General features: G+C 41.9%; 14 protein-coding genes and 3 pseudogenes. 12 read left to right on the plus strand and 5 right to left on the minus strand.

Annotation, left to right across the window (positions count from 1 at the left end; genetic code table 11):
- The first annotated feature begins 1 nt into the window (after position 1).
- Both trpS and EHV08_RS09070 read left to right on the plus strand, forming a co-directional pair.
- A complete protein-coding gene (gene trpS / locus EHV08_RS09065; RefSeq protein WP_126678983.1) occupies positions 2-1,090 on the plus strand; it encodes a tryptophan--tRNA ligase in 1,089 nt (362 codons plus the stop codon).
- 58 nt (positions 1,091-1,148) lie between these two features.
- On the plus strand, positions 1,149-1,469 hold the full coding sequence (locus tag EHV08_RS09070) for a DUF3467 domain-containing protein (protein WP_126678984.1): 321 nt from the start codon (positions 1,149-1,151) through the stop codon (positions 1,467-1,469).
- Positions 1,470-1,912: 443 nt separating this feature from the next.
- Here the strand turns inward: EHV08_RS09070 and EHV08_RS09075 are convergent, their stop codons facing one another.
- Together EHV08_RS09075 and EHV08_RS09080 are read right to left on the minus strand one after the other, a co-directional pair.
- The gene (locus tag EHV08_RS09075) at positions 1,913-2,542 is read right to left on the minus strand and encodes a hypothetical protein (RefSeq protein WP_126678985.1); all 630 of its coding nucleotides are present in this window, start codon (positions 2,540-2,542) and stop codon (positions 1,913-1,915) included.
- A 196-nt stretch (positions 2,543-2,738) separates the two neighbouring features.
- Positions 2,739-3,663, minus strand: a pseudogene (locus EHV08_RS09080) (IS982 family transposase).
- Between the two features lie 669 nt (positions 3,664-4,332).
- Between EHV08_RS09080 and EHV08_RS09085 the strand changes: the two are divergent.
- Positions 4,333-4,905 carry a hypothetical protein gene (locus tag EHV08_RS09085; RefSeq protein ID WP_126678986.1) on the plus strand — a complete coding sequence of 191 codons (573 nt, stop codon included), beginning with the start codon at positions 4,333-4,335 and terminating at the stop codon, positions 4,903-4,905.
- Positions 4,906-5,219: 314 nt separating this feature from the next.
- Here EHV08_RS09085 and EHV08_RS09095 read toward each other — a convergent pair.
- The 3 genes and pseudogenes from EHV08_RS09095 to EHV08_RS09105 form a co-directional block, all read right to left on the minus strand.
- Positions 5,220-6,118, minus strand: a pseudogene (locus EHV08_RS09095) (IS982 family transposase).
- Positions 6,119-6,513: 395 nt separating this feature from the next.
- Positions 6,514-7,149 carry a hypothetical protein gene (locus EHV08_RS09100; protein ID WP_126678987.1) on the minus strand — a complete coding sequence of 212 codons (636 nt, stop codon included), beginning with the start codon at positions 7,147-7,149 and terminating at the stop codon, positions 6,514-6,516.
- Between the two features lie 242 nt (positions 7,150-7,391).
- The gene (locus EHV08_RS09105; RefSeq protein WP_203227064.1) at positions 7,392-8,882 is read right to left on the minus strand and encodes an SMI1/KNR4 family protein; all 1,491 of its coding nucleotides are present in this window, start codon (positions 8,880-8,882) and stop codon (positions 7,392-7,394) included.
- A 592-nt stretch (positions 8,883-9,474) separates the two neighbouring features.
- Between EHV08_RS09105 and EHV08_RS09115 the strand changes: the two genes are divergently transcribed.
- The 9 genes and pseudogenes from EHV08_RS09115 (at position 9,475) to EHV08_RS09155 (ending at position 24,414) form a co-directional block, all read left to right on the plus strand.
- The gene (locus EHV08_RS09115; protein WP_158676074.1) at positions 9,475-9,810 is read left to right on the plus strand and encodes a hypothetical protein; all 336 of its coding nucleotides are present in this window, start codon (positions 9,475-9,477) and stop codon (positions 9,808-9,810) included.
- A gap of 62 nt (positions 9,811-9,872) precedes the next feature.
- Positions 9,873-10,154, plus strand: a complete 282-nt coding sequence (locus tag EHV08_RS09120) for a hypothetical protein (protein WP_126678989.1) — start codon at positions 9,873-9,875, stop codon at positions 10,152-10,154.
- Positions 10,155-10,186: 32 nt separating this feature from the next.
- Positions 10,187-10,369 (plus strand): annotated as a pseudogene (locus tag EHV08_RS09125) (hypothetical protein); the annotation flags it as partial.
- Between the two features lie 119 nt (positions 10,370-10,488).
- Positions 10,489-10,866 (plus strand): hypothetical protein, encoded by a 378-nt coding sequence (locus tag EHV08_RS09130; RefSeq protein ID WP_126678990.1) that lies wholly within the window; start codon positions 10,489-10,491, stop codon positions 10,864-10,866.
- A 250-nt stretch (positions 10,867-11,116) separates the two neighbouring features.
- The gene (locus EHV08_RS09135; protein WP_126678991.1) at positions 11,117-11,845 is read left to right on the plus strand and encodes a porin family protein; all 729 of its coding nucleotides are present in this window, start codon (positions 11,117-11,119) and stop codon (positions 11,843-11,845) included.
- Between the two features lie 112 nt (positions 11,846-11,957).
- Positions 11,958-13,019: a hypothetical protein gene (locus tag EHV08_RS09140; RefSeq protein WP_126678992.1), complete on the plus strand. Its 1,062-nt coding sequence runs from the start codon at positions 11,958-11,960 to the stop codon at positions 13,017-13,019.
- 2 nt (positions 13,020-13,021) lie between these two features.
- Positions 13,022-14,827 carry a T9SS type A sorting domain-containing protein gene (locus tag EHV08_RS09145; protein WP_238988055.1) on the plus strand — a complete coding sequence of 602 codons (1,806 nt, stop codon included), beginning with the start codon at positions 13,022-13,024 and terminating at the stop codon, positions 14,825-14,827.
- 81 nt (positions 14,828-14,908) lie between these two features.
- Positions 14,909-23,986 (plus strand): SpvB/TcaC N-terminal domain-containing protein, encoded by a 9,078-nt coding sequence (locus EHV08_RS09150; protein ID WP_126678994.1) that lies wholly within the window; start codon positions 14,909-14,911, stop codon positions 23,984-23,986.
- Positions 23,968-24,414 carry a hypothetical protein gene (locus EHV08_RS09155; RefSeq protein ID WP_203227065.1) on the plus strand — a complete coding sequence of 149 codons (447 nt, stop codon included), beginning with the start codon at positions 23,968-23,970 and terminating at the stop codon, positions 24,412-24,414. The genes EHV08_RS09150 and EHV08_RS09155 overlap by 19 nt, the downstream gene beginning before the upstream one ends.
- Positions 24,415-24,481 lie beyond the last annotated feature (67 nt).

A 24,481-nucleotide genomic window follows, 5' to 3' on the forward strand; every position in this document is an offset into this window, starting at 1 on the left:
TATGGGAAAGATTATATTGACGGGCGACCGCCCCACCGGACGACTGCATTTAGGTCATTACGTTGGTTCGTTGCGCCGCCGTGTGGAGTTGCAGAACGAGGGAGACTATGACAAGATGTTTGTATTCATTGCCGACATACAGGCTCTGACCGACAATGCCGACAATCCTGATAAGGTGAGGCAGAACATCATTGAGGTGGCTCTCGACTATCTCAGTGTGGGACTCGACCCCTCGAAAGTGACACTCTTCATCCAGTCCATGATTCCCGAACTTTCCGAACTCACGATGTATTTCATGAATCTCGTGTCGGTGGCGCGCCTGCAGCGCAATCCTACGGTGAAGACCGAACTTGCAATGCGAAACTTCGGACAGGGTGTGCCGGTGGGCTTCTTCACCTATCCCATATCACAGGCTGCCGACATTGCTTTCTGTAAGGCCACCACAGTTCCGGCCGGAGAAGACCAAGAGCCGATGTTGGAACAGTGTCGTGAGATAGTGAGGCGTTTCAATACCATCTATGGCGATGTGCTCGTTGAACCGCAGATAATGTTGCCAACCAATAAGGTGTGCCTCCGTCTGCCCGGTCTTGATGGTAGTGCGAAGATGTCAAAGAGTCTCGGCAACTGTATCTACCTTTCTGATACGGCAAAAGAGGTGGAGCAGAAAGTGAAAATGGCTTATACCGACCCCTTGCACTTGAGAGTGGAAGACCCGGGACATGTAGAGGGCAACGTCGTGTTGACCTATCTCGATGCCTTTGCCACAGACGAAGACTTCGTAGAGTTCTGGCCCGACTACAAGAACCTTGAAGAGGTTAAAGAGCATTACTGCCGCGGCGGATTGGGCGACATGAAGTGTAAGAAGTTCCTTATCAATGTGCTCAACAAACGTCTTGAGCCGATACGTCTGCGTCGCCGTGAGTTCGAAAAGGACATTCCTGAGGTGTATGCCATATTGAAGAAAGGCTCAGAGGAGGCACGCGAAGTGGCGGCAAAGACATTGCATGAGGTTCGTGAGGCTATGCGCATCAATTATTTCGATGATGCAGAACTGATAAAAGCACAAGCCGAAAAATACCTTAATGCTTGATTCGTGGTAATTGATAATAGAAAGTTTAATACTTGAAGAATAATAAAAAAATATAAGTATGGAAGAAAATAACAACAATCAGCAAGGCGGTCTGCAAATGGAACTGCCACAGGACGTGGCACAGGGACAGTATGCCAATTTCGCAATAATAACACACTCGAGTAGCGATTTCGTGCTCGACTTTGCCCGAATACTTCCGGGTGTTCCCAAGGCACAAATCAAGAGCCGAGTGATTCTTGCCCCCGAGCATGCCAAACGTCTGCTACAGGCTTTGCAGGAGAATGTCATGCGCTACGAAGCACAGTTCGGAAAAATACAGATTCCCAACCAACAACCGCGCACCATCGCCCCATTCGGTAACGGTAAGCCGGAGGCATGAATCTACGAAATGTCCATTATGCCTAAAGGCATATTTACGAATAATTTATGTCCCATTCGCACCAATTCGCATACCAAGTTCTTTAACGCGAATCCTTGCGAATGGGACTTTATTTTTTGCCTGCGATTTGCCACTCTTAAACCCCAATCAGTCCTTAGACCGCATTTGCTTAGTTTTGCTATTGCCGGTATGCTTCCTTACTGCTTTCGTCTGCTTGCCGACATCTGCACTGCCATTACATCTCGCCGTAGCCCGCTACGCCTTCGCTGAAACGTCAGCACATCTGCTCAACAATCGAACAAAATCAGTTCAGGGTTCTAATGACCAATTGAGGTTAAAAACAATGAAAAGAGCCATATCATTACTCGAAAACCGAATTTGATATGGCTCTTTTATATTTATAGTCCAGCTTGCACTGGTACTAATAATTCATATTACTTATATTATCTGTTTTCATTGCCGGCGAAATCAGTGTAATAGTACTCTTCTTTATCCAGACCATTAGACTTCAACTTGCCAGAAACGACAACATCTACGCTATTCTTCTTAATGGTAATATCTTTAATGAACTGGTACTCGTACTTTGCCTCATCTTTATGTTTTTCCCAAGCTGCATCTACTATCTTCTGAAGATTGGAATAACTAATTTCTTTCAGGTCAAACAACTCATCTTCCAAATTAAACTCCTCTTCATTTCCACCTATGATTTCAATTTCCTTTGTTATAGGTGCTTGCCAACCGTTTGCCGATGAAGAATAAAGAGTTTGTATAACGTTATGTTTGTTCTCGTTCGACTGGCAAACAAGACTAATAAACAACTCTCCTTGGTTGTCTTGCAATTTTGTTACGCTTAACGAAATCTCATCTGTTACAGAAGCACCTTCTCCTAATTTTTCTGTAATAGTATCATACCATTGCTTCAACTCTTGTGGCTGATTCAAAAGATTTAATTCCACGGACTCGGCTTCGACTTGTCCCATAACTGATTTTGCTGCTTTTTTTGCAAGTTTTCCACAAGAAGATACTGCCAAAACAGTGAACAGTACCAACGAATAAGATAAGATTTTCTTCATTTTTTCTCTTTTTAAAATTGTTTATGCTGCAAAGATAATAAAAAACAAAAAAATAACGAAACGTATTAACATTAATTAATGTGGGTTCAAGAAGCAATTACAAAGTTAAACCCCAATCGAGCATTAGAACGCATTTGCTTAGATTTGCTATTGAGATATTACCTCCCTAATGTTTTTACGCGAGTTCGGGATAAGTTTAGCATGAAAAGAGTTCCAACTGCCTTGATTTTTCCACATATACAGGCAGTGCCTCCGGCTTGTTCTCAAAGAAGCAATATGCCGTAAGGACAGAACACAAGTTCATGATAAAGTTGTGTATTGATCGGTGTCTCGAGTGCACGAGGTTGGCTTTGTTCTTTAGCAGTTCGTTAATGCACTCGATGATGTACCTTTTTCTCAGCATGATCTTGTCCCGGATAGGCATAAGTTTATTCTTCATTTTAGCCTTGAGCCCATGAACGAGTTGTATACCTTAATCGAACAGGCTCTCGAAGAGTTCCTGCTTGATATATCCTCTGTCAGCAAATACCTTTCCATATAGCACTTTTGCAAACACCGTCCATACCCTGCTATCCCTATCATCCACATTTGCTCCTGTAAGACAGAACGTTATTACTTCGCCGGAATCATTGCAGAGCAGGTGCAGTTTGAATCCATGACACCATCCCATAGTGCCCTTACCGTTCTTTGCAATACCGGAAAAGACCTTATTAAAATACCGTCTTACATTGTGACAGACAGGAATCATCGTACTGTCAACGAAGGTTATACCTGTACATTTGCCGAAGGCATAGAGTTTCATGAACAACATCATCTTAAAGAACACACGGGGCATGAGTTCCACGAAGCGAGTAGGATACGGCTGTGGGAAAATCACGCCTCAGATAACCTTTGATATAGTGCATATAATAATCCTTGAAAGTCCGGTATGTGCCGAAATGATAGCATATCATAATGGTCATTATTTCACTTTCTGACATTTGACCTTTGCGGTTACGATAACGCCTGCCGTTGCCATCAAACGATGGTAAAAAAAGATTTTTATCAGGTTCGGCATTAAAATTCTTGTTAAATTCGTCGATAATACAGAAAAATTGTATAATTTTGTCCTCGGTAATCATAGCAGGTTTTGTTTGTATTTTATTGATTTATAGTACTATAAAGGTACAACAATTTCCGCAGATTACCAAATTTTATGATGGGTTTTTATCCAGAACTCGCGTATAACTCTTATTGTCAGAGATAAAATGTCTTGGCCAAATTGTTTTTGCCAATTATAGGAATAGGGATATGTCTATTTCTTTTTTCTTATGCAATAGGCTAAGATAATACAACAACAATAAATCTTAATATGTAAAAAAAAGATCATCCTAAGTAATAAACTAATAATCAATGGGTTAGGGGATAACTTGGAAATAGCATTGTCATGTGTATTCAAGGCTGATTGGGGCTCAGTCAGGTTGCCAATAAAAAATATAAGCCCCCCTATGTTTCTGTATGATAATCAGGCTACCACTATTACACTTAGGGATACAACAACAATAAATGTTAATATGGAAAAAGGATCACTAAGTTTTTGCCACTGTAATTTGTTCTTTCTGTACTTTATGATTATCTTTGCAGCAGAGAAAAAAGAACAGAAAAAAGAACAAATTTTCCTGAAAGCCTTTAAGTGAAAGGGAATTGATAAAATACGTGTTTTAATGCATTCCAAAAATTGTGCTGAAGGTTTTTCTGAGGAAGAATATCAGAAACATTATGACGAGCTATTAGAAAAAGATATATAACCTATGGGATTAAAAATTCATACATTAGCAGAAATACCTGATAGTGTTTCTAAAAAGTATTATTTGTATATTTTGGACTATTACAATTGGGACGAGCCTATTGGTAATACTTTGAGGGAAAACTTTGATAAAATAGCAGAATTTGCAGCTAACAATAATTCTGTAGTTATACAAGGAATAGCAGGTAGCCATTTTTATTCAGAATTAATGTCTTGGAGATCTATAAATGGTATAGACCCATTGGAATTATTACCAGCATTAATGATAACTACTCTACATCCCAAATATTTTATAGATGGAGATAATAAGCAAATTAAAGGAAAGAATATTCCCAAAGATAATTTTGTATTTTTAAAAATACGGAAAATTTGCCAACATCCTCAAGATGTAGTAACACTTCTTGAGAAGATATTTCAAGACATTAAAGAAGAGAAAACAATTAAAAATTTCAAAGTAGTGAAAGAGTTAAAGGGAGGTGTTGGCAAAATACTTAATGATACACTAATTCTTGAACCAAACGTGGGTGGTATTGGAATTAATCTAAATAGTGTATTTAAGTATTTAAAACGTAGATAGATATATAAAATAACGAGTATCAACGGTAAAGTTTTTTCGCTACTATTCAGTCTGTTATTATAAAATTAACAAGCCTGTTGAGGAATGTCGTAAATTATTATCAAATATCTTTTATCAAGAACGCTTGTTTTTCAAAGCAAATGGTTATCTTTGCAAATAGAATAACAAGCGTTCTTTGTTGATGTAGAAACCTGCGATTGAAAGCACTTCGCTCGTTTCCAAATCGTTACCTATTTAGTTTGCACAACAAGGTAACTTCTTTATCCTCAATTAGATACATTTTTAGGACTATCTTACGCGAGTTCGGGATAAGTTTAGCATGAAAAGAGTTCCAACTGCCTTGATTTTCCACATATACCGGCAGTTCCTCCGGCTTATTCTCAAAGAAGCAGTATGCCGTAAGGGCAGAACACAAGTTCATGATAAAGTTGTGTATCGATCGATGTCTCGAGTGCACGAGGTTGGCTTTGTTCTTTAGCAGTTCGTTAATGCATTCGATGATATATCTTTTTCTTAGCATAATCTTGTCCCATATAGGCATAAGTTTATTCTTCATTCTTGCTTTAAGTCCATGCACAAGTTGAATACCTTGACTGAACAGATTCTCGAAGAGTTCCTGTTTGATGTATCCTCTGTCAGCAAAAACCTTTCCATAGAGAACCTTAGCAAATACCGTCCACACTCTGCTATCCCTGTCATCTACGTTTGCTCCTGTAAGACAGAATGTTATCACTTCACCGGAATCATTGCAAAGCAGATGCAGTTTGAATCCATGACACCAACCCATGGTACCCTTTCCACTCTTGGCGAACCCTGCAAAGACCTTGTTAAAGTACCGTCTTACATTGTGACATACCGGAATCATCGTACTGTCAACGAACGTTATACCTGTACATTTGCCGAAGGCATGGAGTTTCATGAACAACATCATCTTAAAGAACACACGGGGCATGAGTTCTACAAAACGATTATAGGAGACGGCTGCAGGGAATTCATGCTTGAACCGGCCACAGATACAGTTCCGATAATACTCCTTGAAATTACGATATGTACCGAAATGATAGCATACAAGGATGATCATAATTTCACTTTCAGAAAGCCTTCCCTTACGATTCCTAAAACGTTTTCCATTGTTATTATAGGAAGGTAAAAATAGGTTTTTACTCAGTTCAACATTCAAATTCTTGTCAAACTCATCAATAATACAGAAAATTTCCGGTGTTCCCTTGAACGAAGTGAAAAACTTTGTCCTTGGTAATCATCGCTTAGTTGTTTTGTAAGTTATTGATTTATAACTATAAAGTTATAAAAATAAGTGAGATTACCAACTTTTATAAGGACTTTCTTAACCCGAACTCGCGTAAGCCATGAAGGGGCTACGGAATATACTCACATAGAGCGATGCTTTATAAGTAAAATGATGTACATTACTACGTATTGTAATCTCCCTGTAGTTTAAGGTTGTTTTTATCGGACATCAATAACATTTATATGGAAATTCCTCACTATCAAAAAACAATGAAAAGAGCCATATCATTACTCGAATACATAGTCAGATATGGCTTTTATGTTTATAGTCCTGTTAATGGGAACTAAAAAATCATACTATTAATCATCGTTTTTTTCATTTCCGGCAAAGTCTGTGTTATAGTACTTTTCTTTGTCCACATTATTAGATATCAATCTGCCGGAAACGGTTATTTGTATGCTATTCTTCTCAATGGTGATGTTTTGAATGTACTGGTACTCGTACTTTTCCTTATCTTCATATTTTTTCATAGCAGCATCTACTATCTTCTGAAGATTTGCATAAGGAATTTCTTTTAGATCAAACAATTCATCTTCCAAATTAAAGTTCTCTTTATCTCCGTTTGAGAATTCAATTTCCTTTGTTTCTGGCTCTAACCAACCGGTTGCCTCTGAAGAGAATATAATTTCCACAACTTTACGTTTGTCTTCTTTTGACTGAAATAAAAGGTTAATCAACAAGTTTGCATTCTCCTCTCGTAATTCAGTTACGTTTAATGAAATCACATCAGTTGCAGAAGCACCTTCACCTAATTTTTTTGCAATCGTATCATACCATTTCTTCAACTCTTGCGGCTGAGTTAATACATATATTTTCAGAGACTCGTTTGTAGCTTGCTTCATATATGCTTTTGCTGCTTTGTTTGCCAGTTTTCCACAAGAAGATACTGCCAAAATAGTTAGCAGAATCAAAGAATAGGATATAATTTTCTTCATTTTTTTTATTAAATTGTTTATAGTGCGAAGGTAATAATAAACAAAATAAAACGAAATGTTTTAACTTTAATTAATACAAACGAGATTCAATACGGATTCCAGAAACAAGTGCATAGTTTTACCCCAATCGTTCATCAGAGCGCATTGGCTTAGATTTGCTATTGCAGTTATGTCTCCTCGCTCTCTAATATAAAGGAGTGGGATCTAATCCCGAACTTGTATAATGATTATTCTCTTTTATCTTACATCTTATTATAATACCCTTCAAACACGAACTTTTCCGGGTGTTGTTTCATATATTCGTCTTCAGGCACTCCATTATCGTTATATACAAAATCATCTGCTTTGTCTAAAACATCATATAAGTTTAAACTCTTTTCAATATTCTCTATTGCTTCCCAGCGTTTTTCTCTGTCAAAAGGAATTGAGCCCCCAAACAAATCAACAATATGCTGTAAGTTGTTTGCCGCATCTGTCATGCCAAATAATTTTAAGCCATTCAATGCGTCCTCCCATACAATACCTGTCGAATTACTAAAAAACTGATGATGCCCTCCATTGTTCACTTCAATATAGTACCAAATGATAGCATTTAGATACCTTTGCTCTAATGTAAACGGCTCCGCAGATTTCAAATATTCTTCGTGTGAGCCATAAATATTTATTGTCCAATACATGGGTTCGTTTATGTCCCAACTGTCTTTGGCGTTTTTTACATCATCTACCGTAATCTTTTTATATGTTTTTTCCTCTTCCTCCTTCTCTTTAAGGTTGTCTATATGTTCTGTATAACATTTATATAAAAGAGGTGTTTTTTCTTTGTTCGTTTCTAATATAAGATGAAGATCACAAACATCTGTAAGTTCCACGCACCAAATCTTTAATTCATCGTCTTCTGCCATTTCTATGGCCTTCTCTAACATTTCAATGGCTTTTATCTTATCGTCCGAATTAATGGGGAAGTTCCTGTATGCGTAAGAATACCCATAGCGATAATACCACTTTGCGTCTCTCTTTTCCACCGGAATCATATCCATTATTTTCATGGCCTCTTCTGCCTGATCGTTGTTGTTGTAGGATCTGGCAAGCATTCCTAAAAGTTGTGCACTCAAATTCTCTATACCGATATATGTGAGCAATTCTATCACACGCTCTTCTTCGCCTAACTCTTGAAGGAATTTTATGGCAAGGCATTTCTGTTTTTCATCTAAAAAGCCAAACTCTTCGTCTTCTATTTCTGTCGCATTTATTGTAAGCCCTTTGATAAAGTCTTCAAAGGTGTCTGCCAAAAATTCAATACGGTAATCGCTTTCCTGATCTACAACGACAACTTTTGGCTCGCCGTCTTTTCCGCACTCTCTGTAATCAAGAAATATCATATCGTGACCACCGGAAATGGTGTCGGCCACTGCAATGCCAATATTAGGATAACCCCACTCCGACATCATAAATTGAGTCCCCATATCTCCACATAGCGAATATGGCTTTGTTCTGTCTATTCCATATATGCCAATGATGTCTATTTCCATATCATTATCATAGAAAGAACGTGCTATCGGAATGCCACCATTGTGCTTTTTTATCAGTTCGATATACGATTGGGGCAGTTTATAGCCCAATTCTTTTTCTATTTCTAATATTTCTTTGTCGGTAGGTGTCTTGCCGATATATTTTTTCTTCGCGTAGTCGCTATCGTCCCAAAAGTTCGAGAAATCAAAATTTTCAAATGCCATAGTCTATTCTCTTTTTATAATTTATTCTACTTATGTTATATGTTTTTCTATGAATCATTTTGCAATGTTCGCATTTTTTTTTTAGATACGCAAGAAAAGTCACTAATTATTTACGAACAATTTTGCGCCCACTATAACTACAATAAACCTATCCAACTCTTTAGCGCGTACCCTGCGAATTGGGCGTAAGTCATTCATAGCTTGCCTGACTATACGAGAGCTCATTGCAATTTGGGCGAATTTGCATCGCAATTTCGCCGATTTTGCAAACCAATTTCGCCTAAATTGCAGAGTAATTAATGCCATAATGTGATGTTGAACGATGCCGGTGTCAGGGTGAAATGCATTAAAATTCTTGTTAAATTCGTTGATTATACAGAAAACTTTTATATCTTTGTCCTCGGTAATCATAGTAGGTTTTGTTTGTATTTTATTGAATTAGGACATTATAAAGACATAATGAAGTGCGTGGGTTGTCAGATTTTATGATGAACATTTATCTCGATTTCAAGTAATAATTTGGAAAAATGTATTGTAATTGGACGAAAATCAAACAAATAATAAACTTTCACGTATTTAAATGATTTACGAAATGAGGAATTCATCCTGCAACTCATCTGGAGTATTTGATGAAGTACTTGCATATAAAGCTAAATATGGATACAGTCCTTCATCTGTATCAGGACTTACCTCGTCTTCTGTAGTTAAATCTTTTAGCGACATTACTGTAAGTTGGGTACAAGGAATAACAAAATCTGATGGATCTAAAATATATGCTCCAGGCGGAAATGCAAATACTGGTATTTCACCTGTTAATATAAATACTTATAGAGAAAGTTTGATCAAAGCGTACCCTCAATTAAAAGTTATAGAGATTCCGTCAACATATACATTAAAGGGAGATTCAAAAACATACTACAAGAAATGATAAGAAAGTTATTGATAATATTATTTGCGACATTAATCTCTTGTAATGTCTCGATAAACACTATGACAGGAGAATATGTTAAAGAAGGTAAGGATTTTTCCTATTATCTAAGGTTAAATGATTCTGATAGCACTTTTGTATTTACAAAAAAATATTTTGAAGTTACTTCTGCATGCAAGGGAATCTGGATTCAAAGAGGGAATACGGTTATTTTGAAATGTAGAAATGACTCTGACGTAATATCATTAATGTCGAGCGGATATATGACCCAAAGAGACTATAAGATTGTCGTAAGAAATAGGAAACAACTACAGATGGATAATACTATTTTAACAAAAAAATGATTTCAATTCATAACCGATTATCATCGTAAAAAAAGAACATCTTGACGAAGCATTACTTTATCGGCGATAAACGAATTGCCTTCAAATTAGGAACAGGAAAGTTCCACAATGTCTATGGCATCAGTAGCATCTATGCCAACTATGCAAACAATGTCGCGGAAGTACAGAAAGACTACGCAGTCCGTATGCTGGAAATTGAGAAACTTGATCAAGAGACTGGACTGTATTATGGTGCGAGGTATCTGAATCCTGTGACGAGTCTTTGGAATGGTGTGGTTCCACTAACAGTGAAATATACATCCCTTAAGCGGAGTGAAACATAAATAATTAAGAAATGAAGAAACTTCAATTATTCTTTATAATTGTAATTATACTGTGCTCTTGTTCAACCCAAATCAATAACAAAATTATTGTTGGTACGTGGATTACTAAAAACGAAGAAAAAATAGTTTTCTACAGAAATGGAGTATGCAGTATAAAGGATGTTGATTTTTATCAAATAAGTCCTTTTCCAGATAACAAAGGATTAAAAATAAATACTAATAAAGCGAATTGGACTATTGTTAATAAAGAATTTATTCATATCATATATGATTTACCAAATCGTAAAGGTCAAGGATGTTTTGACCTTTACTATTCAGATTCTATTCTGTTTTATTTTATAGGAGATCCAGATGATAATATAAAAATTGAATTTTCAAAATACAAATAAAGTTTACGATTTAGTAAGGCACTCTGTCAACTCCATCACCCTTCGTTGAAACTGTTTATTCTCTTCCGTGCTCCTTATAAGTGTTCGGAGGAGGTTCTGTACATTATTGTTGTCTTTTCATTCTGCAAAAATTAGCTGGTTTTGTTGTTATGTATCAAAAAAATCATTAATTTTGCAGGCGGAATCAGTGCATTTCAATTTATATGATTTCAGAATATCACGATAATCATTGATAATAAGTCAGATAGTTATGAAAACAATAAGGTGTGGTTTGCTTATTTTCTTTGCGACTTCTTGTTTGTCGTCAAGTGCTCAGGAGAGTGCGTTCAATGCCGGTCTCCGTTTGGGTGGCGGTTACAGTGTGAATAACAATGTGGACAAGATATTGGTGAGCGAGAAGTATTACTCCAATTATTCGTTCGACAACAAAGGACAGTTCGTTCCAAGTGCTGAGTTGTTTTTCCTTTATAGACAACCGGAAAGCTTGTGGGGCGTAGAAGCGGGTATCGCCTACTACAACAAGACGGCTCAAGTGCGCTATGAGGACAAAAACGAGTTGAACTATACGCTCTCCACCCGTTATCACCATTTGGGACTTGCCACTTATTTTAACGTCTATCCTTTCAAAGCAAAGAACTCGCTACACGTTTCACTGGGCGGACGGCTCGGTGCTAACCTGTCACCAAACAACCTTACCTATACGGGGAATCAGGAAGATGCGAAGTTCTCGGAGTTGGGCTATCCAACTGTAAAGGAGACCGAGCGGATGCTCAAAGATAAACTCAAAGGTCGCCCCGATGTGGCATTGGGTGGCGGTATAGGTTATGACTTTCCTTTTGGAATGACACTTGATTTGCGCTATCATTACAGTCTGACTAACAGTATCAAGACTGAAACGAACACCTATAACTGGGTGGAACACGATAACCACAATCTGCAGATAGAACTGACAGTGGGTTATATGATTAATATCAGATAAGTCCCAAACGAGATTTTACCCTTACTCTCTTTCTCCTCTTTGCCAAGGTTGGCATAAGGTTTTAAGATAAGGTTTTAGTACAAGATGTTATAAAATAAATAGGTAAGTGCCTGTGAGCAATTCTACTCCCAAAACTCTCCGCTATGTCATCCGTGGCATTGTCGCGTTAATCATCATCCTCATTATCCTATTATGTCTTCGGTTTTGCAGACATGACAAGGAAGACGTGCCGGCAACTCAACCTGTCCCATCAGTGTCCATCTCGCAAGACACCATCAAAATCAAACAAGATACGACAACCGCTTTCCCACAAGTCCGGAAAAAGGTTGCAAGGAGGAACCATAAACGTAAGGTGATTGCCGCCTCGGTTCTTCAACCGGCAGAAAAAGTAGATACTACTGAAGAGGCAGAAGTACTTATCGTTGAAGACACGTCGGAAAAACAGACTGTTACAGACGATATAGTCATAGATACATTGGAAATCATTAGTGAACCAAAGCCGGGACACATTTTCTCACACAAGCATTATTACCAAACCCGTATCGGCATCCGTTCCGGTGTGGGTTACAGCGTTATCGGCAATCTCGGTGCTTTGGTTGAAGACGGTGCCATCCGCCCACGTTATACCATAGAAGAAAGCGGTGCGATTGTTCCTTCGATAGGTGTCTTCGCCCTTTGGCGGCACGACCGTATCGGTGTGGAACTGGCGGCAGACTACACATGGTTGTCTTCCACATTGAAAGAACATAAGCAGATTGGAGACATTAACGAAAAAACCGTTTTCCGTTATCATGTAATCATGCCGCAAGTCGCTGCACGACTCTACCTGCTGAGCGATTTCTATATGGGTGCCGGTGTGAGCATGAGCATCCCGCTTAATCCCGATGGTATCGACTTTTCGACTAACCGATCCGCGATGTTTGCTTCTACAGATGAACTCATTCAAGCACATTTAAGAGAAACATTGCGTGCACGACTGCACGTCATGCCCCTACTTAAAATAGGCTACTCGTCGTTTAAGAACGGTATCGAAGCCGGCCTGCAATACGGCTATGGCTTTATGGATCTTATAAAAACACACGAGAACCCTTACGGCTATCACAAAGCCACGAACAACAGCCACCTGCTTTTGCTGACAGTGGGCTATACCATTCCCTTAACAAAACAGAAATGACGATGAAACATTCTATACTCAATCTTACAGGTATATTCATTTTCCTCTTGTGCACATTGTACACTATGGAAAGCCAAGCGCAATCGCAGACGCGAATAGCAACACAACCGGAATCCCCCGGTGGTGTGGCAGGTTTTGTCAAATGGGCGAACGGTAACGACAACACACCTATGCAACTTACCGGTGCCGGCGGCATGACCTTTATCGGTGTAGGCAAGATGCAGAAAGAGAACGAACAACTGCTTTGGAATGTCAGCACACAATCAGGAAAGACTGAACGCGTGCAGACTACGGCACGCACCGCTAACCTCGCCAAAGGAACTTTTATGAACTATGTTGGAAGTGATACTTTACCTCAACTACGCTTATACTCCTACAGCACCTCGTCGGCAAATGGCATACGCGGTACACTCAACGTAGGTGGATCAACCAAAGAAAAACTTCCCGTCAAAATCCTTAAAAACGGCATGACAGAATATGTGGTTTACTACCGTGCACTTACTGTTGCCGAACGCATGCGGGTGGAAAGTGCCCTCGCTCTTCGTCACGGTATCACACTTGCACACTCATATATCAACTCCAAAGGAGAAACCATCCGCAACTATTATCAACTTAAAACCTACAACCACCGCGTAGCAGGTGTCATCGGCGATGCCACCTCTCGCCTCAACCGTACCACTGGCGAAAGTAGCGAGGACGAAGCCGTCATCAAGGTTTCTGCCCGATCAATCAACGAAGGCACAAGTTATCTCTGGGGCGATAATGCCAAACAACTCTCCTTTGCAACTGACAAAGGCAATGGGAAATGGATGCAGCGTCGCTGGGCAGCAACAACTACGGGACAGTCTGCACATAATCTCACCTTGACATTCGATACCAGAAGTATCCGCCATATACAGCCGCTTGACAAAGATGAGTATTACTACCTCGCGGTAGATAACAGCGGGACAGGCAAGTTCCCCATCGGACAAATCCGCTATTACAAGGCACAAGACAGCCACACCGACAGCATCGTCTTTACAAACATTACGGCCGATGTAGGCGAAAGCATTTTTACACTTCGCGCCGCCAAAGACTTTTTTGCTACCGTTGAAATCGAACAACCACGTTGCTCCACTTCGGAAAAAGGCCGGCTACACATACTTCTCACAGGTGGCACCGCTCCTTATAAATACTCTGTCAGCCTTGATGGAATAATGCTCTGCAATCAATCCACAAGAGACAGCATTATCACCGTTCCCGACCTGCAACAAGGCAAATACGTCATTGTTGCCAAGGATTATACCGGCAAAACTCTTTCAAACGAAATTATGATATCCAATGCCGATATGTCAGAAATCCCCGAATTGCAGGATGTTCACTTCGCCCAAGGCGCATCACGCGACTATCGTCTTGACACAAAAGGCGATTACATATGTCGCTGGAAAAGTCCCAATGGCAAATATCTTAGCGGAGAGAGCGTCACACTCGAAGAGGACGGCGAATATATCATTGAGTTGATCAACGGTGAAGGTTGCTCCACTACTCGCACTTTAAATGTGTCAACGATTGTCGGTGACGGTTTTGCCCGCTATGATGTTTCCCCCAATCCCACGACAGACGGCAATGTCCATGTGCGCGTTGAAATGTCAGAATCACTTCCTCTGGAACTGCGGCTTTATTCACCCGATGGTGCTTTGTTGCAAACCGAGACTCGCGATGCAGACACTTACCATGCCACTCGCTGCCGGCTGCCTATAAATGGTGTGTATATCCTTGAAATGAAGAATGGGATCAGTAAAAAGAGTCTGAAACTCATAAGAAGATAAACAGACATTATCCATATAGTTCAAGAACAATAAGTTAAGATATAAGACATTGACATATCCCATCAAATGAGATTAGAATCTATGAATAAATCGATATTTTTACCCATTACGATTATAGGGGTATTTCTGTTGTTTGCTTCTTGCAATGACAACAGAAAAGCATCATATTATGACCATAAACAGGATAACAAAGAGTTTTCTGTTTCGGATTCGGATTTTATAAAACAGAATACCGTAAAAGATACAATTCTTTCTTTGGGGAAGAATAGCACTCCTCAAAAGCGAAGAAATGAACAAGGCCGAATTGCAAATTTACAGGATTTCCGTAAACGTACGGTCAGCAAGTACTTTGCCGGCACCATTACCGACTCCTTATCTGTGGGTTGTGCAGAACTGAAAGTTCCCCATGGCAGTATGGAACGTGCTAAAGTGTTGAGTATTACACCACTTCGCAAGGGAGAACTGCCTCACCTGCCCGCAGGGATGGTCAACGTAACAGCAGATAGAAGTAATCCTACTGTTGAGACCAACTCGAAAGACAGCATAGCCGGCTATCGGTTCCTGCCACACGGTGAACATTTCGTGTACTCACCGGCAAGTATCGCCGTGCCTTATGACAGCACTCTCATTCCGCAGGGTTATACCGCCGAAGACATTCACACCTATTACTACGACGAGTTAAAAGCCCAATGGGTAATGCTGCGACATAAGGCTTTGGACAAAGGCAAAGAACTGGTAATGGCAGAAACCTCTCACTTTACTGACATCATCAATGGTATCATCAAAGTGCCGGAGAGCCCCGAAACGCAGAACTACGTACCAACCGGCATCAGCGAACTCAAAGCCGCTGTCCCGAATGCCGGAATCACGACCGTGAGTGCACCCACTGCGAATCAGAGCGGAACGGCATCGCTCGGCTATTCTTTCGATTTGCCCAAAGGACGAGCAGACATGCAACCAAGTGTCGGCCTGCAATACAGCAACGACGGAAGTTCTTCCTATGTGGGTTACGGTTGGAATCTGCCCTTGCAAAGCATCGATATAGAGACTCGCTGGGGCGTTCCTCGCTTCGATACCGATAAGGAAAGCGAAAGTTATCTGCTCATGGGCAGCAAACTCAGCGACCGCACCTATCGCACCGCCGATGCCCCGGCAAGAAGCAAAGACAAACGTTTCTATCCCCTCGTTGAGGGCGGCTTCGCCAAAATCATCCGCAAGGGAGATTCTCCGCAGAACTACACATGGGAAGTAACCACAAAAGATGGTACTGTGTCTTATTTCGGTGGCGTGGACGGAGCCGTAGATGATAATGCCGTACTCAAAGACGGTAATGGCAACATCCTGCGCTGGGCACTGTGCAAGACGCAAGACACCCATGACAACTTCGTGTCTTACAAATACATCAAACGCGGCAATAACCTCTATCCCGACACATACCGATATACCGGTAGCAAAAGCGAAGATGGTGCTTACAGCGTTCGGTTCGCTTTCAAGTCTGAAGCACGCAAGGATGTCGTTAAGAGCGGTCGATTGGGCATATTGCAAACCGACGATGCTCTGCTTGACCGCGTGGAAGTGAAATATAACAGCGAGCTGCTGCGGGCTTATGCGCTTCGTTATAAAGAAGGGGTCTTCTCCAAAACACTTCTGGATAGCATTGTGCAACTTGATAGCAAAGACAGACGTGTGGCTGCACAGGGCTTCTCTTATTTCGATGAGACCAAGAACGGAATTTTTTCTTCGGAAGAAGAAACGTGGAATAGTAAGAGCAAAGAAGAAAAGTTTGTCTTTTTTAAAAAAAAGCGTTTCGACAATGTCAGCGACTCTCTGTCCATACTCGGCAGCTCCAGTTCTTCCGGTGGTAGTGGTGGTGGCGGATTTGGTGTTGCTATCGGTCCGGTCTCAGTCGGTGCATCTTATGAATTAAGCAAAAATAAAAGTTATGGGGAAGTGACTTTTTTGGATATTGACGGCGATGGGCTTCCTGATAAGATTTTTAAGAACTCCACCGGCATTTGGTACAGACCAAATCTTTATGGAAAGACCGCACAAGGCGGTTTTGGCGATCCCATCCACGTAAAGGGTATTGGCAGATTCTCTGAAAGTGAGAGCCTGAACCATAACGTCGGAGTTGATGTAGGCGCCGGTTTCGGACCGGCAAGTGTCGGCGCATCTTACGGACACAGTATCCAGAGCGACAAAGTGAATGTTTATATGCAGGACTTCAACGGGGATGGACTGGTTGACATAGCCAACAAGGGAACGGTGTACTTTAACCATATCGGAGCGGACGGTAAGCCCTATTTTGAACCGACCAGTGCAGGGACTTTCAATCCTATCCATACACCCGATGAGCAAGTTGTCGATCAAACGTTTATCCCCGACTATAAACAGGTAAGAGATTCTTTAGAACAGGAATTTCCCCTCAATGATGCTGTAAGAGTTTGGAGAGCTCCTTATACAGGAACCGTTACCATCAGTGGACTGGTTGAAAGAACGGCCACACATGGTGATGGCGTAAAGATGAACATACAGACACAGGGTGTAATACTGTGGAAAGACTCTCTTATTGAAAGCGGAACTCGAAATTACGCTCTCACCCGCAACGTTGTTGCCGGACAGCATGTATTTTTCCGCCTACAATCCCGTTACTCGGGAATAGCGGACAGCATAAAATGGGATCCTGCCATACAATATACTACCATCTCTTCAGGTGTGACTACTTATGCCGGCGAAGACCTTACCCAATACAAAGCCTCGCAAGACTATATCGGCGGTGAGGTCTCTACGGCATACCTTACAGAAACAGGAAAGGTGCTCATCAAAGCCCCTTATCACAAAGAAAAGACATCGGACGATGTGTATTTAAGGATTATCAAGCAGACTCGCACGAGCAATACGACACAGGCGGAAATTCATCTCAAAGCGGACACCATTGTCGATGGTGTGTTCGAGACCGAGTATCTTGCCAACAAGGCAGATAGTGCCATGCTAAAGTTTGTAATCGAAACGAAAAGCCCCATTGATTGGAAAAAGGTAACATGGAAGCCCATTTACTATTATGAAAACAAAGATACCATTGCCTTATCTCCTGCAAGAACTATTTTTGCTAAACATGTTTTGCCTATTCCTGCACAGCTGTTCAGTCCACTCATTGCTTCTACGTTGCCGGCATATGGTACAGGTTTCCGACTTGTTCCCTACTTGAAAGTGGACAGACATTCAGCCTCTGACAAAGAGTCTAAAGTATTCCTGACAATCAAGAGTACCGCAGGAGATTTGATTCATTCTACGGATTTTACACTTGCTCCTGATGGGCACATTAAACGAGACACGCTTATCTTTACCGATGCGGCTCTTGCGACAAAATTAGCGAATAGGAGTTTCTATGTAACATTCTCCTCTGAACGTGAGTTGACGAAAGTTGATACAGCCTGTATCAAAATTATCCGAACTGGCTTTGAGCAGGAAATCAAAGCTTCCGTTTTCAGTAAATACGATAGTAACGACTACGGCCTTCTTTATAAAGGCTGGGGGCAATTCGCCTATAATGGCAACAAAGAATGGGGTGAACTACCCATTGATACCACGGTTTTGAAGATAGACCAAAATAAATACAAAGACATTGCAAGTGATGATCCCGATCCGGAGCAGATTGGGCAGGTAATGACACCCATCAACAAAGAGCGTTTCTTTATGATGGGCTACAATGTACAGCGAGATGTCTATGTCAGTGTAACCGATAGTACCTATATCGGCAGAGTTTCGCAGTGTAGTTCCCGTATTGGACAACAAGAGATAGATGTTGATAGCGTCTCCTATGCCGCCGGTGGCTCTTCCCTTCCTGCTCCCGTTCTAAAAACGGAAGCTTCTGGAAATACGGTATCTGCTAGTGGAAAGTTTGCTGTAAAATTCCTCAAAGCAGGTCTCTCGGGAAGTAAAAGTTGGCAGAATTCCTATACAAATGTGTCCTGCATGGACATAAATGGTGACGGCTATCCCGATTGGATAAAAGAACGTAAGGAAGAAATCAAAGCACAAATCACGACACAGGCTGGTGCACTTAGTAATCATATATTTGAGCCCAATGTTGCCAATCCTAAATTCAAGGCTTCTTCAGGGACGGTTGGCATAGATATTGGAGCCGACCTCAAAGACGGAGGCAATGCGGGTGACGGAAGAGCAGAGTCACCAACGATTGCCGAACAATGGAGTTTCAGTAAGAAAAGCCTGATTGCTGCGGCAAAGGCAAACGAAACTTCTTCTGGTTCCGTCAGCGCCAGCGGTAACTATACCAGCGGCAAGACAAGTACGGAAAGAGATTGGACGGATCTCAACGGTGACGGTTTACCCGATATGCTTGACGGCGGTAGTGTGCGCTATAATCTGGGAAATTCTTTTGCAGATGCCCAAGAAAGTGGTTGCGGTGGTATCGGTACATCCAAATCCAAGACATGGGGTGCCGGTGGTGGCGTGAGCATTCCAATCGCAGGAAAGGTAAACATTAGTTTCGGTTTCAATGGTACTCGTACCACTTCAGAATCGACTAGTTCGATGAATGACCTCAACGGTGATGGCTTGCCCGACATTATTACACTAGAAGGTGATGATTTGTATGTGGCTTATAATACCGGTAACGGCTTTCTACCCAAGATAAAGTTTATCAAAAATGCCGCCTTAGCAAAGAGCGTATCTTCTTCTGTTTCCGGATTTGCCAATGTGGGAGTGGCTATCCCTGCATTGTTTGTAACCCTCCTTCCACGGGCTATTGCTTCCAAATCAGATGGTGTGAGTCGTAACTCAACGGCTCTTATTGACATAGACGGTGACGGTTATCCCGATTACGTCAGAGAAAACGGTCCCAATGAATTAAAGGTACGCCGCAATCTCACAGGACGCACCAATCTGCTTAAAGACGTTACTTTGCCTTTTGGCGGACATATAGCCTTAACCTATGAGAAAACCCTTCCCAGTTTTGCCTTGCCAGGCTCGCGCTATGTACTCAAAAGCGTGGAAACTACTGGCGGCTACGCCGAGAACGGAGCAACGAAGATGCGCAACGAGTTCGAGTATGAAGGCGGCTATCGAGACCGTAGGGAACGCGACTTCTACGGTTTTGAGAAGGTTATCACCAAGCAGATTGATACACAGAACGGCAATGCCGTTTACCGTAAGCAGGTGGAAGAATACGGACACAACCGCCATTTCTATATGCACGACCTTGTCACGGCCGAGACGCTATACGATGCAGAGGGCAACAAACTGCAAGGCACGCAGAATACTTACGAACTCAAACAGCAGACTGACACGACGGTATATTTCCCAGCCCTCGTATCCGTAAAGCAGACCATTTACGACAACAACGGCTCGGGCAGTATGAGCACCACCGTGAACAATACTTACGATGCTTACGGAAATCTCATTTCTTATAAGGAGACCGCAACGAACTATGAACTGGATGCCGATATTGCCTATCATGACTTGCAGGCGAAATATATCGTCTCCGTACCCAAGCATATTGCCGTGAAGGATAAGGCGGGTAAGGTCTGTCGCGAACGTTCCACAAACATCAATGGTCTTGGCGACATCACCGGCATCACGATGCACAATGGTGACAAGCCATCGGTATATGACATGACCTACGACGCATACGGCAACCTTACGAGTCTCACCAAGCCCGAAAATCATAATGGGCAGCGTATGCGCTATGACTATACCTACGATGACGTGCTCCACATGCTGGTGACGAACGTAAAAGATGCCTACGGTTACTCTTCTTCCACTGCTTACGACTACAAATGGGCAGTGCCGGTGGAGACTTCCGACCTCAACGGCAACAAGATGCGCTATACCTATGATGACATGGGACGTCCGAGCACAATTCTCGGTCCGAAAGAGATAGCCGCAAGCAAACCCTATACCATCAAGTTTGAATATCACCCCGCTGCCCGTTATGCCCGTACACTGCATTACGCACCAGAGGGCGACATAGAGACCTATACTTTCTCCGACAGTCTGATGCGTGCCGTGCAGACCAAGCAGACAGGCGTGGTATGGACAGGCGGCAGTAATCAAAAAGTGTCTGTTGTCAGCGGTCGAGCCGTTGTCGATGCCTTCGGTCGCACCATAAAGGCGTTCTATCCTATGACAGAGAGCTACGGCAGTATCGGTACGTATAACACCGCCACGGGCGACCCGCAGGCAACCACCGAATACGACGTTTATGATCGCACGACAAAGGTTACGCTGCCTGATGGGGCAACCACTACGACGGCCTACGGCATCGTTTCCCATAACGGCGAACCGATGCTCGAAACGAAGGTGACCGATGCCCTCGGACGCAATGCCGAGAGTTACACTGACGAGAAAGGACGTAACCGCGAGACGGTGCAGCATGCCTCTGGTGATAACATCACCGTGAAATACGACTACGATGCCGTGGGACAAGTAACCACCGTTCATCACCCCAACGACAAGACGACGACCTACGAGTACGACCTCTTGGGACAAAAACTCAAGGTGAACCATCCTGATGCAGGCGAAGTGACCTGTACCTACGACGCGGCAGGTAACCTTCTGACCAAACTCACGGCAGAACTCAAAAAGAGGATTTCTGCTGATGCCCCCATCACTTACACCTACGACTACGAACGGTTGAGCGAGGTGCTATACCCCAAGAATCTCTTTAACCGTGTTACCTACACTTATGGCAAGCCGGGCGAGAAGTATAACCGTGCGGGCAGACTCGTTCTCGTGGAAGATGCTTCGGGAGGCGAGGCGTATTACTACGGCAATCAAGGCGAAGTCGTAAAGACCGTTCGCTCGGTTATGGTCAGTACCGCCGATGTGCGTACATACGTTTACGGTGCCACCTACGACAGTTGGAACCGCGTGCGCACCATGACTTATCCCGACGGAGAAGTCGTGACCTATGCCTATAATGCTGCAGGACAAATAGAGAGCATCAAATCCGACAAACAGGGAAAAGAAGAAACCATCGTTGAGAAAGTGGGCTACGACAAGGACGGGCATACCGTTTATACCAAATTGGGCAATGGCACGGAAACCACTTATACTTATGACAAGCAGCGCGAGCGTTTGCAGGAGATGAACCTCATGGCAGCAGGTACGGCGATTATGACCAACAAGTATCAATATGATGCCGTGGATAACATCCTTGGCATCACCAATGCCATAGACCCGACGCAAGCCGATAAGAATAACAATAGCAACAAAGCAAAACTCGGTGGTGCTTTCAACCATTCGTATGCCTATGATGACCTAAATCGTCTGATAAAGGCGAACGGTAAGGCGAAGAATGCATCGTATGAAATGACTATGACCTTCGGACGGATGAGCGAACCGCTCACCAAGGTGCAGAAGGTGGACTCCACAAAGACGGCGCAGTCTTACGATTTCACGTATAAGTACGAGGACAACAACCATCCCACCGCTCCAACGCAGATAGGACACGAGCATTACATCTATGATGCCAACGGTAATCCCACATTGGTGGAGAACGACAGTCTCAATACCGAACGGAGAATGTATTGGGACGAGGAAAACCGACTTATGGTATTGTCGGACAATGGTAAGACAAGCCGATACACCTATAACGCTGCCGGCGAGCGTATCATCAAGAGCCATGGCGATCTCGAGGGTGTGTATGTCAACGGAGCACCACAGGGAATTACCTTTCACGAAACGGAAGATTACACCATCTATCCTGCTCCTATTATCACTGTGACGAAGAATCGCTTCACCAAGCATTACTTTATCGGCGATAAACGAATTGCCTCCAAATTAGGAACAGGCAAGTTCAACAATGTCTATGGCATCAGTGGCAACAATGTCACGGCAGGTCAGAAAGACTACGCTGCCCGTATGCTGGAAATAGAGAAACAGCGCGAGGAATATTACAAATCGCTCGGAACACCTCCGGGTGTTCCCACGATGAAGGGCGCAACAGCAGATCCCGATAACACCGGTCGTGGTTATAACGACATTATAGGAGATTTGGGCGACCACTCTGTACCTGAAGGTTGGGTGCAGCGACCGAAGTTCAATGACAAAGGTGATGTTCCCGGTCCACCCGTCCAATGGCAAAAGCCCGAAGACCCTGACAATGCGCAGCCGGGTTATGGTTATATCTCCACAGATACCACCAATGTTGAAGACATCTTCTTCTACCATAGTGACCATCTCGGCAGTACATCTTATATCACCGATTCCAAGGCAAACATCACCCAGTTCGATGCTTACCTGCCTTATGGCGAACTGCTCGTGGATGAGCACAGCAGCAGCGAGGACATGCCATACAAGTTTAATGGTAAGGAACTCGACCAAGAGACAGGGTTGTATTATTATGGGGCGAGGTATATGAATCCCGTGACGAGTCTGTGGTATGGGGTGGATGCATTAACTGAGAAATATCCAAATTCAGGAAGTTACGTCTATTGTACAAGCAATCCTGTTACACTTATAGATCCTAATGGTAAAGAAATTAAAGAGAATGAACCACAACCTCAATGGGTACGTTACGCAAAGTTTGTTTTCAAACATCCTATAGCAACTTACCGAATAGGTAAGGGTGTTACACATGATGCTGATGATATAAGCACAAACAGTACCAGATTTGCGACAAGAGGCAATGTCTTAAATGGAACTCGCCCTAAGATTGAACGTGAACTCGGTAGTGAAAACGGAGCATTTCGCCATACTCTTTGGCAGGCAACTATTACTTCAGAATTTAATGCTAGAACTGCGGAGGAAGCAGGTAATGCTCACGAGAATAATCCCAACACGGATTTAGCGATTAGAACTTTTAGTAATTTGTCTGAAGCAGATCAGACAGTAGATTTGTTAAATAATCAAATTGGGAGAGAGATTGGACAAAGAGAGAAAGGGAAAGGTATGAGACATTTAGCTGTTAGTGTACTAAAAGAATTTAGACAAAAAGGCTTATATACCGTTATAAAAAAAGGGGAAAAATGGGTCGTGACAAAGACAATATTATCACAAGACAAATATCTTAAACTTTTTAAAATTTTTGAGGGGCTAGATAATAGGGGCTTTACACCGAAGGAAGCAAGACTGCATGATATGAAGGAAAAGCAAAAGTTAGAAAGTCTACAAATAACATGGGGGAGTATGAAATGAAAAAATATATTTATTTTTTGTTTTTAATTCTATTTTTTTCTTGTGATAATGACTATAATAAGGTAGATGATGCAGTTGTTTCCTACTGGAATAGACATCAAACAGAAAAAAATATTGTAATTGATTTTTCAAAAGAATTTGATTTTGAATGGGACACCTTGTGTTTTTATTCTTTAGGGTGTAGCCTTGATGAAATCAATCATGACTTAGGATTCCAATTAACAGAATATACGGATTTAGCTGATAGAATGATTTTCTTGAACCATGGTAAATTGGTATATATTGCAGGTTGGTGGTATAATCCGGAAAATCCTAAAGGGATTATAATTAACAGCCGAAATAATATATTTAAAATTAATAGGAGTGTGGCAAAATTTAGTATTAAGAAAAAAGACGATGTGTTTATTTTACAGCCGTATTTACGATAGGAGATTTCTGCAAAAGCCTGCATTCATACCTAAGAAATGAACTTTGCCGAAAATATCTACCTTTATG

The organism is Prevotella koreensis (assembly GCF_003977605.1).
Classification (GTDB): Bacteria; Bacteroidota; Bacteroidia; order Bacteroidales; family Bacteroidaceae; genus Prevotella; species Prevotella koreensis.